This window comes from Thiothrix winogradskyi (assembly GCF_021650935.1).
Lineage (GTDB): Bacteria > Pseudomonadota > Gammaproteobacteria > Thiotrichales > Thiotrichaceae > Thiothrix > Thiothrix winogradskyi.
In genome coordinates this window covers 2,025,268-2,037,703 of sequence record NZ_CP091244.1, presented here as the reverse complement: position 1 = coordinate 2,037,703, position 12,436 = coordinate 2,025,268, and the positions used below count along the sequence as shown (strand labels likewise).

Sequence of the window (12,436 nt, the reverse complement as noted above, 5' to 3'; positions counted from 1 at the left end):
GGCATTACCACACCTCCGGGTGTGGTGGCCTTGCCTGCCGATGACTGTCATGGGTAGTATCGGCTGGCAAGGTTTCCCTGTGTGGCGTTGCACCCTCAACGCGCCCTTGGCTGCTGGCTTGTGCTGGCAGCAAATCCTTGAAGCATCCTGTGCCATTGCTGGATGCGGCCTGACCTTCGGGTTGGGTTGGTGGCCACCCGCAAGGGGACTTCACGGATTTTTTACTTCTAATCCTACTGGGGCAGTGACCTCCAGTGATTTTTATTCACCTAATCCATTGGGAGTTGGAAGAATGAATTCAACTTATTACCCTGAAGACGACATTCTCGTACTCCATTTCAGTGATGAACCGGTTGTCCGCGAAGTCTCGCAAGGCTGGAACATCAATACCAGCTACACCGCCAGTGGTGAAGTGGCTGAGATTGTCATATTGGATGCCAAAAAGATTGGCCTTTATCCTGCGGCCCAGTTTCAGGAGAAACAGGCAGCCTAACCGCTAACCTTTCCATTTTAACCCTGCCGGGAAACATTTTCCCGCTGGGGGTGTGTTATCCCGGCGTACTGACTGTTACGTTGATGAGGAGAAACACATCATGTCCAAAGCCCTTGTCTTTCCGCGTGTGGCACGCAATTTTGCCAAGAACGGCTACTACCCGACCGATGAAACCACCCTTGCCCGCACCCTCTCGGCGCTGGAGGCGACTGACGAAGGCCAGCTCCGCATCCTTGACCCGTGCGCGGGTGAAGGGGTGGCGCTGGCAGAATGTAAACATCACCTTGGTCAGGAACGCTGCCTGGCTTTCGGCATTGAATACGACGCGGAACGCGCCTGGCACGCCAAAACCGTGCTGGATCACTGCATCCACGGCGATTTCAACAGTTGCATGCTGTCCTACGGTTCCTTTGGCCTGTTGTGGCTGAACCCGCCGTATGGCGACATGCTGAAAAACCACGAAAGCCATCATGCGCCTAGCCTGTTTCAGGAAAGCCGCCCACGGCTGGAAAAGCACTTTTACCAGCGTAGCCACGGCCTGTTACAGGTCGGCGGAGTACTGGTGTTGGTTGTGCCATCAACTTCGTTCGACAAGCAGTTGGCGGGCTGGATTGCCAGCCACTTCCGGGAGGTGAAGGTATTCCGTGCCACCACTGAGCAGTTCAAACAAGTGGTGCTGTTCGGCATCAAGCAAAAATCCACTGGCAACCTGGATGCCACGCTACGCAAGCAATTGCTGGCGATTGGGGTGGGTGATGTTGTCCCGGACGAACTGCCGGAGGTGTGGACAGATGCGCCGTATGCCGTCCCGGCTTTCGTGGAAGGTCGCAAGCAGTTCCGCTTTGTGTCCGCCAACCTGGATGCAGCACAACTGCAACAGGAGATTGCCGTGCATAGCGGAACCTTGCAACAGCAATTCACCAGCCTGTTCCGGCAAGCCGCTGCACAAACCAACCGCCGTCCGCTGCGGCAAATGACCGAATGGCATACCGCACTGGCACTGGCTGCCGGGCAAGTGGGTGGCGTGGTGCGTGCCGATGATGGGCGTGTGTACCTGATCAAGGGCAGCACCCACAAGGAAAAAAGGACTGAAACCCGCCTGCATGAAAACATTGACGGCTCGACCACCGAGGAGCGTATCGACACGGATGTGTTCGTGCCGGTAATCCGCGCCCTCGACTTTACCCCTGCCAGCCGTACCTACGGGGATGTGCTGACCATCCGCTAACCTGTTTTATTCCTCACCCTGCCGGGAGCAACCACTCCCGCCGGGATTGCGTTTCCCCGGTGTTACTGGAGAAACCCCATGACCATGATCCTGACACCCCGGATGACCCAGTTTGTGCTGGAGGATTCCGGCAAATACCGCATCCACGGCGAATTCACTGCCGATGAAATCCTTGAAGCCGCCAGTGGCATTGCCCTGCAAGCGCTAAGCAGCCGCGAAGGCTTGTGCCTGACCGACCCGGATGTGGTGCGCCACTACTTGTGCAACTGGCTGGGCAACCGCAAGGCGGAAGTGTTCGGCTGCCTGTTCCTCGACAACCGCCACCGCCTGATTGCTGCCGAAGAGCTGTTCTTTGGCACGATTGACGGCGCATCAGTCCACCCGCGTGAAGTGGTCAGGGATTGCCTGCGGCACAACGCGGCAGCGGTGGTGTTCGTCCACAACCATCCCTCTGGCGTGGTCGAACCCAGCCAGGCGGATGAACGCATTACCCAGAAACTCAAGGATGCCTTGCACCTGATTGACGTGCGGGTACTCGACCATTTTGTGGTCGGGAGCGACAGCATCCTCTCATTTGCTGAACGCGGGCTGCTGTAAGCCCATCCACCACTCCCACGAACGTTAACCAACCCTGCCGGGATGAAACCATCCCGCTGGGGAAGTGTTTCCCCCGACGTTACGACCCAAACCAGGAGAAACACCATGACTACGATTGCCAATACTCATGCCAGCACCCCGCTGGCTACCCAACCCGCCCGCGTCATTGCCCTGGCGGAATTCGTCAAGGACTTCGGCACCGCCCTGCGGGCTGCCGTTGACCAGCAAAACCCGCCGGTGTTCCACCCGGAAGACACCTGCCCGCTACGGGATGCGGTGATGGATGGGTTGCTGCGTGCGCCCTTCCCTGCCCAGCGCGAAGCGGTGCAGGCACTCGCCGCCTTGCTGTTCGACCATGCCGAAAAGGCAGCGGTCATGAACGGCGAGATGGGCGTGGGCAAAACCCAAATCGCTATCTGCACCGCAGCAGTGGCACAGACGGAAGGCTACCCGCGCACCTTGGTCATTTCCCCGCCGCATCTGGTCTACAAGTGGCGGCGCGAGATCAAAGAAACCGTCCCGAATGCCCGTGTGTGGGTGTTGAACGGGGCAGATACGCTGGCACGCCTGCTGCAACTGCGCCAATGGGTAAAGGCCGGGGAAACCCGTGATGTGCCGGAGTTTTTCGTGCTCGGACGGGTACGGATGCGCATGGGCTACGAATGGCAACACGCCTTCGCCACCACCCGTTTGCGGGGCAGGCATGAGGACAGCAGGGAAACCTATTCCCACGAGGTGCTGGCCTGCCCCCGCTGCGGCACGGTATACCGCAATGCAGACGGCTACCCGTTCCGTAACACTCAACACCTGCCGGAACAGCGGCTGGCTTGCCAACACGTGCATCTGGATGCGGACGGCAAAGCACTCAAGGTCTGTGGTGAACAACTGTGGACGCTGGTACGCAAGGAAGCCTTGAAGGACAAGCGCAAGTTGGTGGCGGATGCACTCAAGCAATTGCCCACCATTGGTGAGAAAACTGCCGACCGGCTGCTCGACACCTTTGGTGAAGACATGCTGGGGGAAATGCTGGCTGACAATATCCACGAGTTCACCAATTTGATGGATGACAGCGGTAATCTGGTGTTCAACGACCGGCAGGCCGAGCGCATGGAACGCGCACTCAGCAAGGCCGAGTTCTCGTTGGGGCAAGGCGGCTACCAGCCAACCGAGTTCATCAAACGACAACTGCCGGATGGTTACTTTGGGCTGCTGGTGGTCGATGAGGCACACGAGTACAAGAACGCTGATTCGGCACAGGGACAAGCATTCGGGGTACTGGCTGCCAAAGCCCGTAAAGTGTTGCTGCTGACCGGAACATTGATGGGCGGCTATGCCGATGACCTGTTTTACCTGCTGTGGCGTGCCAACCCGCGCCGCATGATCGAGGACGGCTACCGTTACAAACACCGCTCTTTGGGCAGTTCGGTGATGGCCTTCATGCGTGATCATGGCATCCTCAAGGATGTGTTCAAAACCACGTCGGGGGGTAGCCACAAGACTGCACGTGGGCAGAAAACCTCGCAGCGTACCGCCAAAGCACCCGGTTTTGGGCCAATGGGCATTTGCCGTTACGTCCTGCCCTACACGGTGTTCCTCAAACTGCGGGACATCGACCAGAACGTATTGCCGCCTTACCGGGAGCATTACGTAGAAGTGGCGATGGACGGCGAACAGCGCGATGCCTATAACACCCTGTCGGCTGAACTGACGGCAGTGATGAAAAAGGCGCTGGCGAAAGGTGACACTACCCTGCTGGGGGTGGTGCTGAATGCCCTGCTGCGCTGGCCGGAAACCTGTTTCCGGGCAGAAGCGGTGCGGCATCCCCGCACCCGTGACACCTTGGCAGCCGTGCCCGCCCTGTATGCCGACGGCGAACTGACCCCGAAGGAGTACAGGTTGCTGGAAGTGTGCAAGGCGGAACAGGCCAAAGGACGGCGGGTGCTGGTGTACACCACCTACACCGGCACACAGGACACCTCGCAACGCCTCAAGCAGATGCTCAGCAGTGCGGGTTTGCGTACCGACGTGTTGCGTTCCACGGTCTCCACGGAACAGCGCGAGGACTGGATACTCGACCGGGTTGACCGGGGTATCGACGTGCTGATCTGTAACCCGGAACTGGTGAAAACTGGCCTGGATTTGCTGGAATTCCCCAGCATCGTGTTCATGCAGACTGGCTTCAATGTTTACACCCTCCAGCAGGCGGCTCGCCGCTCCTGGCGGATTGGGCAACGGCTGGATGTGGAGGTGTTTTTCCTCGGCTATGCAGATACGGCACAAACCGCGTGTTTGGCGCTGATGGCGGAGAAGATTGCTATCAGTCAAAGCACCAGCGGTGACATGCCGGATACCGGGCTGGATGTGCTGAACCCGAATGGTGATTCGGTGGAGGTGGCATTGGCTAAACGGATGTTGGAGAAGGTGTGACAGGAGGTTGCTGCACTGACCATTAAATCCATCAAGACTGACCCCGCCGCGTGCGGGGTTTTTTATTTCAGTCCACTGCATTTCCAAAGATGAAGCAAACATCTGCAACTGACCAAGATACCGATACCAACAAAATGTGAAGCTGATGGTAGCCCGTCAACCTCAAATCAAATCCTTACGCTCTTTCAGGAAAGCGACTGTACGGGGCAACTGTTGGCGGAGCAGCGTATCCAGAAACTCATCGACGGTGCGTGGTGGATTTTTCAATGCAGCCCGTTGTTGCCTTGCCGCCAGCAATACCGTGGCAGGTGACAGGTCTATTAGGTGGCTGATGAACTCATCAGGGTGCTGCGCCCAGATATTGAATGGATGCAGGCAGCGATCCGGGAAGTCTTTCAGGTTAAAGGTGACAATGACCTCCGCCTGCCCTTTGATGGCCGCCGCCAGTACATGCCTGTCATTCGTATCCGGCAGTTCCAACCCTGCAATGAGCGGCGCGTAGTCTGACACCAATGAATCCATGATGGCGTCATTCATTTTGCTGGCAGTGGCTTCAAGCCGTTCACGGGTCAGGCGGGGATTGTTGCGCAAAGCATTGCGTATCCATTCCTCATGAATTTGTTGTGTCCAACGCGCCCGGAACGTCCCTGTATGCGCCAGTCTAACCAGCAAATCACGTAGCGGGGCAGGATACAGGACACAAGCGTCGTACAAGGCGGTAAAGTTTGTGCCTGAAAACATCAGTACCCCATATCCAGTTCCTGCGCCTCGGCAGTCAGGTCATCCAACAGCTCCCTAGTGCTCTGGTCACGTTGCTGTTTGTATTCCATCAGATCCTTGAACAGCACCTTGCGGCGCACGCCGTTCTTGTGGAAAGGAATGTCCCCCTTTTCCAGCAGTTTCACCAGATAGGGGCGTGACACGTTGAGGAGATTGGCGGCTTCCTGGGTCGTCAGTTCCTTGTGGATCGGGATAAGGGACACCGCATCCCCTCGCGCCATGGCTTCCAGAATGTCCACCAGTAGACGGATGGCTTTGACCGGGACTTGTAATATTTCATCCCCCTCGCGCAGCCGCAAGCAGGCACTTTCCCCCTTGCCGATACAAGTAGCCAGCAAACGGCTGCTTTCCACCGCCAGCCGGGCATCCTCCGAGGTTGGGATTTGGTAGCTGATTAAGGCAGACATGGCTGCAAACTCCTTGGGTTGTTCTCTTCGCATTTCTCTGCTTAAGTATAGAGGATAGCTTACAGAAACGAAATGAACGAAACGACAATAAGCATCATAGCCCTACAGGATGTGTCTGCATCAAGCTTGACTCCCCATCACAATCTACACGCCAACGTCAACTTTTTACGCTTTACCCGCCTTGCCCCGGTGCGCCCAAACTGGGTTGCCCTACCCTGTTTTGCCATACTCCATCCCGGCATCGGGGGATGCCCGGAAGACGGATGTCCTTACGGGGAAGCATCCGGTTTGGCAAACAGGCTAGGACAATAATAAAACCAATGGCGATTTTCAGCGCGAGACACCTACAGCTTTTGAGCGCAGCAAGTTTGCTGGGCTTGCTGTTGTCTGCCGTGCCGCTACACGCGGGGCTGGATGCTGCCATAGGCAAAACTTACCCGATTACCGAACGCGATTTTCTGGAGGTTATCCGCGAACGGCTACAAGCCAAGCAGAATTCCGGTGAACTGGCAGCCATGCAAACCGCCATGCAGGATAAGGCACGGCATGGTATCGAAAATCCGACCCCGATAGCAGGCATTACCCGCGCCAGCAAACCCGACACTCGCTACTACGATCCTTCAGTGGCTGCCGCGCAAGACATCCGTGATGCTGACGGTAACATCGTGGTGAAAGCCGGTACGCAAGCCAACCCACTGGACTACATGGGCTTGAGCAAAGTCCTGCTGTTCATTGATGCGCGGGACAAGCAGCAAGTCCGCTACGCCGACCACTACTACAAGACCAGCAAAAAACCCGTCAAAGTCATTCTGGTTGCCGGTTCCTATATGGCACTGATGCGCCAATGGCAGCGTCCGGTATTTTACGACCAAGGCGGCAACCTGACCGGTAAGTTCCAGATCACGCACGTACCGGCCTTGGTCTACCAAGAGTCACCCGCCGCGACGGTATTGCGTATTGACACGGTTGCCCTCTCAGCGGAGGCCGCCGAATGAAAATCCTCCTCACCCTCGTGTGCGCATTACTCCTGCTGAGTCAGCCCGCCAGTGCCGTTGAGCCAACCTGTGAGGGCAAGTTTGCCAACCCCATCACCGACATCTGCTGGTCGTGCATTTTCCCGCTCACCATTGGCGGGACGAAGATCATGAGCCTGGATCAGGAAGACACCAGCAACCCCGGTGGGGCATTGTGTAACTGCAAAACCAAAATCGGCATCAAGGTCGGTTTTTGGGAACCCGTGCGCCAAGTGGACATTGTGCGCAAGCCATTCTGCCTGAGTTCTTTGGGCGGGATTGACCTTGACCCCGGCTTTGATGCGCCTGAAGCCGGACGCAAACGCGGGGATGATTCCGGCACAGCGCACAGTTTTTACCAAGCCCATTGGTACGTGAACCCGATCCTGTATTGGCTGGAAGTGCTACTGGACAATGCCTGCCTCGACAAGTCCCCGTTCGACATTGCTTACCTGACTGAGCTTGACCCGATCTGGGCAGATGATGAGCTGACTTACCTCATTAATCCTGACGTGACCCTGTTTGCCAACCTGCCTGCGCAAGCCGCGTGTGCTGCCGATTGCGTCACCGCGTCTGCCGGTTTCCCCAACGACACGCTGTTCTGGTGTGCCGGTTGCCAAGGGTCACTTTACCCGCTCAATGGGCATGTACAGCACCATATCGGTGGGGTGCAGGCATCCAGCCTGTTGCTGCAACGCCTGACCGCGAAGATGCACCGCCAAGGGCTGATCTGGTCCGCCAGTGGCAGTGAGGGCTTGTGCGGTTACTACCCCAAGCTTCAGATGGGCAAAAGTGACTACAAATACCAGATGCTGTTCCCTGTGCCGCAAACCCAAAAAATCGCGGGCAAGTGCTGCCAGCCGTATGGGCGTACCACCACCGTGTGGGGGGCTGGCAAAGAGTTTCCGTACAAGGGCGAAGACTTTTCCTACTTGGTATTCAGGAAACGTAACTGCTGCCAAGGGGCGTTGGGGTTCTGATATGAGAAGACTGATCCAGAGTGCACTCTTGATAGCCATTGCCCACTCCAACCCAGTGGGGGCAGAAACGCTATCCATGCCCACGCCTGCCCAAGTGGATGCCGCTGCTGCCAAAGCCACGACAGTACTGGCCTCCCCTGAATTACACACTGATGCCGTAGCAAACCATACCCGCATCCTCAAGGCTATGCCGCTGGCAACACCCCAGTCCGGTGTATTGGACAAGCTGTTTTCCCAAGTGGAAGCCCCCCAATTCCCGGCCTTGCAGCAAGCGGAACTGCTGGTGCTGGTGTCGTTTTCCATGCCGAAAGAAGCGTTGCAAAATCTGGCCCAGCAGGCTGATAAGGCTGGTGCGGTACTGGTATTGCGCGGGCTGGTGGAGGATTCGCTGGACAAGACCGCTAAAGCCATTCAAGCGGTGGTGGAGCCGGGTGCTGATGCCACGTTTCAGGTCAATCCCAACGTGTTCCGTGCTTATGGGGTGCAGGATGTGCCGAGTTTTGTCATCGCCAAATCACCCGCCAAGGACGACAGCACCTGTGAGCCGGGGACAGATTACGTGGCGGTGCGTGGGGATGTGACCTTGGAATACGCCCTGCGCAAGCTGGGTGAAAACCCAAGCTTTGCAGCAACGGCAGGCCGTTACTTGCAGGCGTTGGGGGGCAAGCCATGAACAAGCCGGTCGGGTACTTATTGCCAACTCTGTGTTGTTTGCTTGCCAGCGGTGTGGTCTGGGGCGACAGCATCACGGAGGCGTTCCAGCAAGGCCGTGCTGTCGCCGCTGGTGGCGCGGCGGCTACCGGAACCATCCATGCAGGCAATGCGGCGAGTGCCGTGCCGGGCTATACCACCAACCCGCAACAGGCTGGGTTGTACGGTGATGGCAAGCAGGACTTGTCGGGTAATGGCCTGGGCAAACAGGCCGGTTGCACGACAGCGGATACCGCCGGGTTTGCGGGCAAGGAATGTGACGCCATCAATTTCCTCAGTGATGGCAGGCCGCAATATCCCCTGGAAAAAAACGATGCCCTGTTCAACCTGTCCAAGGGTGTCACGAAAGATACCCGCGACGGCTTGACGGGGCTGGGCAGTGGTAACGGCACAGGCGGTTGCACCAAGGTCGTGACCACCAGCCCTGATCTGGAATCGGTGGAACATTGTGAAGAATGGCTCAAGACCGAGGACAAGCGTTGTGCCATTGGGCGGGTAGTCAAGGTAGACAAGGATGTGAACTACCAGTGTGACGTTACCAGCGCACAGAAAGTGCAGCGCGAGTGCCACAAAAAGCTGACGGTAACGTGCCAGACGCAAAGCGATGGCTGTGCCGCCAGTGGGGTGCAGCTTGGTTCAGTGTCCGGTGACATGCAGTGGGTCAGCAGCATAGCGGGTGGCAATACTATCCTCACCTTGGGGACTGTCGGTGACAACTACTGGGGCAATGGGGTTTATGACCGTTCCAGCAGCTTCAACATCAGCAAACTGGCGGATGTGTCGCTGTTCAAGATTGACCATGCTTGGTTTGATGACTGGTTGTGGGTTCAGGTCAATGGCATCAGCGTGTATGTTGGCCCCTACGGTGGTGATCGGCTGGAGTATCGGAACGAGTGTGCAGGCTTGGATGATAACGGTGAGTGCCTCTGGTACAGCCCACGGGTGTATTACACTGCCAACGATTCAGGCAATCCAGAGTTACGCACCTCCTGGGACAAGGCGCTGGACATCAATATCAAGCCCTACCTGCGTGAAGGCAATAACACGCTCTGGATGCGGACGGTAGTAGCGGGGCGGGGAGAGTCTGCCATCCGTATGGTGACGCGCCAATATTGCCCGCCGGTTTGTAGCGATAGCTGGGTTGATGGCTGCACGGGGTATGCCCCATGAGCAAAATCTCCACTAAAGCTTTCACTATCCTGTTTGCCCTCATTCACCTGCTGATGGTGCAAACCGCATTGGCAGCCCAATGCAAGCTGGTCTCCAGCACCTGCGTGGATACCGGTACTAAAACCATCAACGGCGTGCCTGTGACCCGTGCGTGCTGGGATTACAAAAATACCTACGACTGCTACGAAACCAAATCCCTGAACTACTGCGCCGCGTTGGTCACGCAAGGTTGCAAGGAAACCAGCAGCACCTGCCTAGAACGGGACTTTTCCGGGGCGTGTGTCAAATACCAAAAACACTACCGTTGCAGTGACAAGGTAAGCCCGACCCCCACGGGGGTGGTGTACCTGAACGATGCCTACACCATCACGGAAGACCGACTGGACGAATCACAGTGTCAGGACGAAAAAGCCAACAGCACCTGCACCTTGGCAGAACACCGCTGCACCGAGCCGGGGGCAACCCGCACCATTAACGGCAAAGTCATCTACAAGGACTGCTGGGCATGGGAAGACACCTACACCTGTTTGGGGGAACGCCTCAACAGTTGTGCCGACCTCACCGCCAAAGGCTGCCAGTACACCGCCCAATCCTGTGTGGAAACCATCCCGACAGGTGCCTGTCAGGTGTGGGACAGGGCTTACCGCTGCACCACACCGGGCAGCACCACCACCACTGAAGATTGCTCCAACACCGGCTTTTGTCTGAATGGGCAGTGTTTTGATAGCAGCCACCCGCCGGATGCCGATTTTGCCAAAACGGTGGTCACGCTGGAAGCCGCCCGCGAAGCAGGCACTTACCTGACCCCTGACTTGCAGATTTTCAAGGGCAATGCCGAACGCTGCGAGATCAAGCTCTCTGGCCTCAAAAACTGCTGTACCGCCAAAGGTGGCGCAAAAACCAACCAGAGTGTGTTGGCGGGTGCGGCGCTGAGTGGCGGCAAGGCCGTACTGGACTACAGCTTCCAGAAAGCCAGCGGCTATATGTACGACTTCATGTTCAGCAAGGGCAATGACTGGATGAGCAGCAAGGCGATTGAAGCGTGGGGAACCGGCGCATGGAACCCAACCCCCTCGGCCTCCATGAGCCTTTACGGCCTTACCGTGAGTTACAGCGGTGGTGGTTTGACCGGGTTTGCCTTCAGCTTTGACCCGTATTCCTTTGCCTTGCAAGTGGGGATTTACCTGCTGATGCAGTTGTTGTCCTGCACCGCAGACGAAGCCAGTTTGCAAATGAAACGCGGGGCGAACCTGTGCCATTACGTGGGCAGCTATTGCAGCACCAAGGTGTTGGGCTATTGCGTGGTAAGGAAGGAAAGCCATTGCTGTTTCAACTCCAGACTGGCACGGATTATCCAGGAACAAGGCAGGCCGCAGATCGGCAAAAGCTGGGGCAGTGGACAAGCCCCTGCGTGCGGTGGCTTCACCCCGGACGAGTTCCAGCGGCTGGATTTCGGGGCAATGGACTTGGCAGAGTTCATCGACGACATCATGAAAAACGCCAAGATACCGACGGCTGGAACAGTGGATGCTCTGGTCAAGAAGCAGGGTAGCATCGTCAGCGACAAGGTAAAGCGGTACTACCAACCATGAAACAAATACTAATACTTACCCTAACCACTCTCTTCCTAGCGCTTGCGGGTGTGGCAGCGGCAAATGACCGCAACACACCTGCCTTTTTCCTGATGCAAGTCGTGGACGGCATCGACCACGCCGAAGGACGGGCGGAACAGGATATGGAACAAGGTTGGCAGACGCAAACCTTGTCTGGCGACCCACTGAAGCTCACCGTTGACGTGCTCAGCCGTTATGAACCTGACGCCAACGAAGGGCGCAAATGCGCACGGGTCAAAGCCAGCATTGGTCAAGATTTAGTGCCGCTCAAGGGCAAGACCTACCAAGATTGTAGCGGCGACAAGCAAGCCTGTAAGCCGTTCTACATCATCGCCGAACTGGACATGTGCGCGGACGGTTTGCCGCCATCAACCAATTACCAACAATACGCCAAAGAAGCCCAAGACAAACACTGGAAACCACCGGTCACTGAACTCAGGGGGGACAAGCCATGATGACACGGCGCACGTTTCTATTGGGGTTGGCAGGCGGACTGACCAGCCTGCCGTTGATGGGGCTGGCAAGGGAAGCTGCCGGTGGGCGCTCATTTCTGGAGGTGTATTCCTTCGGCTGCCCGCATTGCTACCAGCTCTCTTTGCAACTGCGCATCTGGTTGCCGCTCCACCCGGCGGTAAGGCATTACCCGGTGCATATCGTTGCCAGCGCGGATGACCTGAAGCTCGCGGCGGCAGGCTATGCGGCAGCGGTATTGGGCAAGGGCGAGGCGTACCGCACCGCTTTTTTCAAAGCCATTTACGCCGACCAGCAAGCCGCCAATGAAAAAACCATGGTGGCAGTGGCAGACAGTCTGGGGCTTGCGCCTGCCCGGTTTGTCCAGACCATGCAGGGTGCTGCGGTGGCGGAACTGCTGGCGCGTTCGGAGCGTATCACCCGGCAATTCCAGATCACTGGCACACCCACACTGGTCATTGACCTGCAACGGGTGCGTCTCCCTGAGCGTGACCCGCTGGAAATGCTCCAAGAGGAGTTTGGTGCATGACCTACTGGTATCAGTGC

The 12,436-nt window shown here is 57.2% G+C and carries 14 protein-coding genes; 11 read left to right on the top strand and 3 right to left on the bottom strand.

What is annotated here, in order from left to right; all coding sequences use genetic code 11:
* Positions 1 to 4 precede the first annotated feature (4 nt).
* Positions 5 to 214: a hypothetical protein gene (locus tag L2Y54_RS10390; protein WP_236501818.1), complete on the bottom strand. Its 210-nt coding sequence runs from the start codon at positions 212 to 214 to the stop codon at positions 5 to 7.
* Positions 215 to 292: 78 nt separating this feature from the next.
* Between L2Y54_RS10390 and L2Y54_RS10385 the strand changes: the two genes are divergently transcribed.
* The 4 genes from L2Y54_RS10385 (at position 293) to L2Y54_RS10370 (ending at position 4,745) form a co-directional block, all read left to right on the top strand.
* Positions 293 to 493, top strand: coding sequence for a DUF2283 domain-containing protein (locus L2Y54_RS10385; protein WP_236501817.1), 201 nt, complete (start codon positions 293 to 295; stop codon positions 491 to 493).
* A 100-nt stretch (positions 494 to 593) separates the two neighbouring features.
* A complete protein-coding gene (locus L2Y54_RS10380) occupies positions 594 to 1,721 on the top strand; it encodes a DUF6094 domain-containing protein (RefSeq protein ID WP_236501816.1) in 1,128 nt (375 codons plus the stop codon).
* Between the two features lie 78 nt (positions 1,722 to 1,799).
* A complete protein-coding gene (gene radC / locus L2Y54_RS10375; protein ID WP_236501815.1) occupies positions 1,800 to 2,318 on the top strand; it encodes a RadC family protein in 519 nt (172 codons plus the stop codon).
* Positions 2,319 to 2,423: 105 nt separating this feature from the next.
* Complete coding sequence (locus L2Y54_RS10370; RefSeq protein WP_236501814.1) at positions 2,424 to 4,745, top strand: DEAD/DEAH box helicase; 2,322 nt, start codon at positions 2,424 to 2,426, stop codon at positions 4,743 to 4,745.
* Between the two features lie 162 nt (positions 4,746 to 4,907).
* Here the strand turns inward: L2Y54_RS10370 and L2Y54_RS10365 are convergent, their stop codons facing one another.
* Together L2Y54_RS10365 and L2Y54_RS10360 are read right to left on the bottom strand one after the other, a co-directional pair.
* The gene (locus L2Y54_RS10365; RefSeq protein WP_236501813.1) at positions 4,908 to 5,486 is read right to left on the bottom strand and encodes a PIN domain-containing protein; all 579 of its coding nucleotides are present in this window, start codon (positions 5,484 to 5,486) and stop codon (positions 4,908 to 4,910) included.
* On the bottom strand, positions 5,486 to 5,965 hold the full coding sequence (locus L2Y54_RS10360; protein ID WP_236501812.1) for an excisionase family DNA-binding protein: 480 nt from the start codon (positions 5,963 to 5,965) through the stop codon (positions 5,486 to 5,488). The genes L2Y54_RS10365 and L2Y54_RS10360 overlap by 1 nt, the downstream gene beginning before the upstream one ends.
* A gap of 320 nt (positions 5,966 to 6,285) precedes the next feature.
* Here L2Y54_RS10360 and traW point away from each other — a divergent pair, with 320 nt between their 5' ends.
* The 7 genes from traW to L2Y54_RS10325 are packed head-to-tail and all read left to right on the top strand — an operon-like array spanning position 6,286 to position 12,419.
* Positions 6,286 to 6,927 (top strand): type-F conjugative transfer system protein TraW, encoded by a 642-nt coding sequence (gene traW, locus L2Y54_RS10355; protein ID WP_236501810.1) that lies wholly within the window; start codon positions 6,286 to 6,288, stop codon positions 6,925 to 6,927.
* Complete coding sequence (traU, locus tag L2Y54_RS10350; RefSeq protein WP_236501809.1) at positions 6,924 to 7,925, top strand: conjugal transfer pilus assembly protein TraU; 1,002 nt, start codon at positions 6,924 to 6,926, stop codon at positions 7,923 to 7,925. The genes traW and traU overlap by 4 nt, the downstream gene beginning before the upstream one ends.
* 1 nt (position 7,926) lies before the next feature.
* Positions 7,927 to 8,598, top strand: coding sequence for a type-F conjugative transfer system pilin assembly protein TrbC (trbC, locus tag L2Y54_RS10345; RefSeq protein ID WP_236501808.1), 672 nt, complete (start codon positions 7,927 to 7,929; stop codon positions 8,596 to 8,598).
* A complete protein-coding gene (locus L2Y54_RS10340) occupies positions 8,595 to 9,806 on the top strand; it encodes a hypothetical protein (protein ID WP_236501807.1) in 1,212 nt (403 codons plus the stop codon). The genes trbC and L2Y54_RS10340 overlap by 4 nt, the downstream gene beginning before the upstream one ends.
* Positions 9,803 to 11,398 (top strand): conjugal transfer protein TraN, encoded by a 1,596-nt coding sequence (locus tag L2Y54_RS10335; protein ID WP_236501806.1) that lies wholly within the window; start codon positions 9,803 to 9,805, stop codon positions 11,396 to 11,398. The genes L2Y54_RS10340 and L2Y54_RS10335 overlap by 4 nt, the downstream gene beginning before the upstream one ends.
* The gene (locus tag L2Y54_RS10330) at positions 11,395 to 11,874 is read left to right on the top strand and encodes a hypothetical protein (RefSeq protein WP_236501805.1); all 480 of its coding nucleotides are present in this window, start codon (positions 11,395 to 11,397) and stop codon (positions 11,872 to 11,874) included. The genes L2Y54_RS10335 and L2Y54_RS10330 overlap by 4 nt, the downstream gene beginning before the upstream one ends.
* Positions 11,871 to 12,419 (top strand): DsbA family protein, encoded by a 549-nt coding sequence (locus L2Y54_RS10325; RefSeq protein ID WP_236501804.1) that lies wholly within the window; start codon positions 11,871 to 11,873, stop codon positions 12,417 to 12,419. The genes L2Y54_RS10330 and L2Y54_RS10325 overlap by 4 nt, the downstream gene beginning before the upstream one ends.
* Positions 12,420 to 12,436: the final 17 nt, after the last annotated feature.

Excerpts from the sequence above, each read along its gene's own strand:
- L2Y54_RS10385 (WP_236501817.1), top strand. The coding sequence starts at position 293 with ATGAATTCAACTTATTACCCTGAAGACGACATTCTCGTACTCCATTTC.
- L2Y54_RS10380 (WP_236501816.1), top strand. The coding sequence starts at position 594 with ATGTCCAAAGCCCTTGTCTTTCCGCGTGTGGCACGCAATTTTGCCAAG.
- radC (WP_236501815.1), top strand. The coding sequence starts at position 1,800 with ATGACCATGATCCTGACACCCCGGATGACCCAGTTTGTGCTGGAGGAT.
- L2Y54_RS10370 (WP_236501814.1), top strand. The coding sequence starts at position 2,424 with ATGACTACGATTGCCAATACTCATGCCAGCACCCCGCTGGCTACCCAA.
- L2Y54_RS10365 (WP_236501813.1), bottom strand. The coding sequence starts at position 5,486 with ATGTTTTCAGGCACAAACTTTACCGCCTTGTACGACGCTTGTGTCCTG.
- L2Y54_RS10360 (WP_236501812.1), bottom strand. The coding sequence starts at position 5,965 with ATGCGAAGAGAACAACCCAAGGAGTTTGCAGCCATGTCTGCCTTAATC.
- traU (WP_236501809.1), top strand. The coding sequence starts at position 6,924 with ATGAAAATCCTCCTCACCCTCGTGTGCGCATTACTCCTGCTGAGTCAG.
- trbC (WP_236501808.1), top strand. The coding sequence starts at position 7,927 with ATGAGAAGACTGATCCAGAGTGCACTCTTGATAGCCATTGCCCACTCC.
- L2Y54_RS10340 (WP_236501807.1), top strand. The coding sequence starts at position 8,595 with ATGAACAAGCCGGTCGGGTACTTATTGCCAACTCTGTGTTGTTTGCTT.
- L2Y54_RS10335 (WP_236501806.1), top strand. The coding sequence starts at position 9,803 with ATGAGCAAAATCTCCACTAAAGCTTTCACTATCCTGTTTGCCCTCATT.
- L2Y54_RS10330 (WP_236501805.1), top strand. The coding sequence starts at position 11,395 with ATGAAACAAATACTAATACTTACCCTAACCACTCTCTTCCTAGCGCTT.
- L2Y54_RS10325 (WP_236501804.1), top strand. The coding sequence starts at position 11,871 with ATGATGACACGGCGCACGTTTCTATTGGGGTTGGCAGGCGGACTGACC.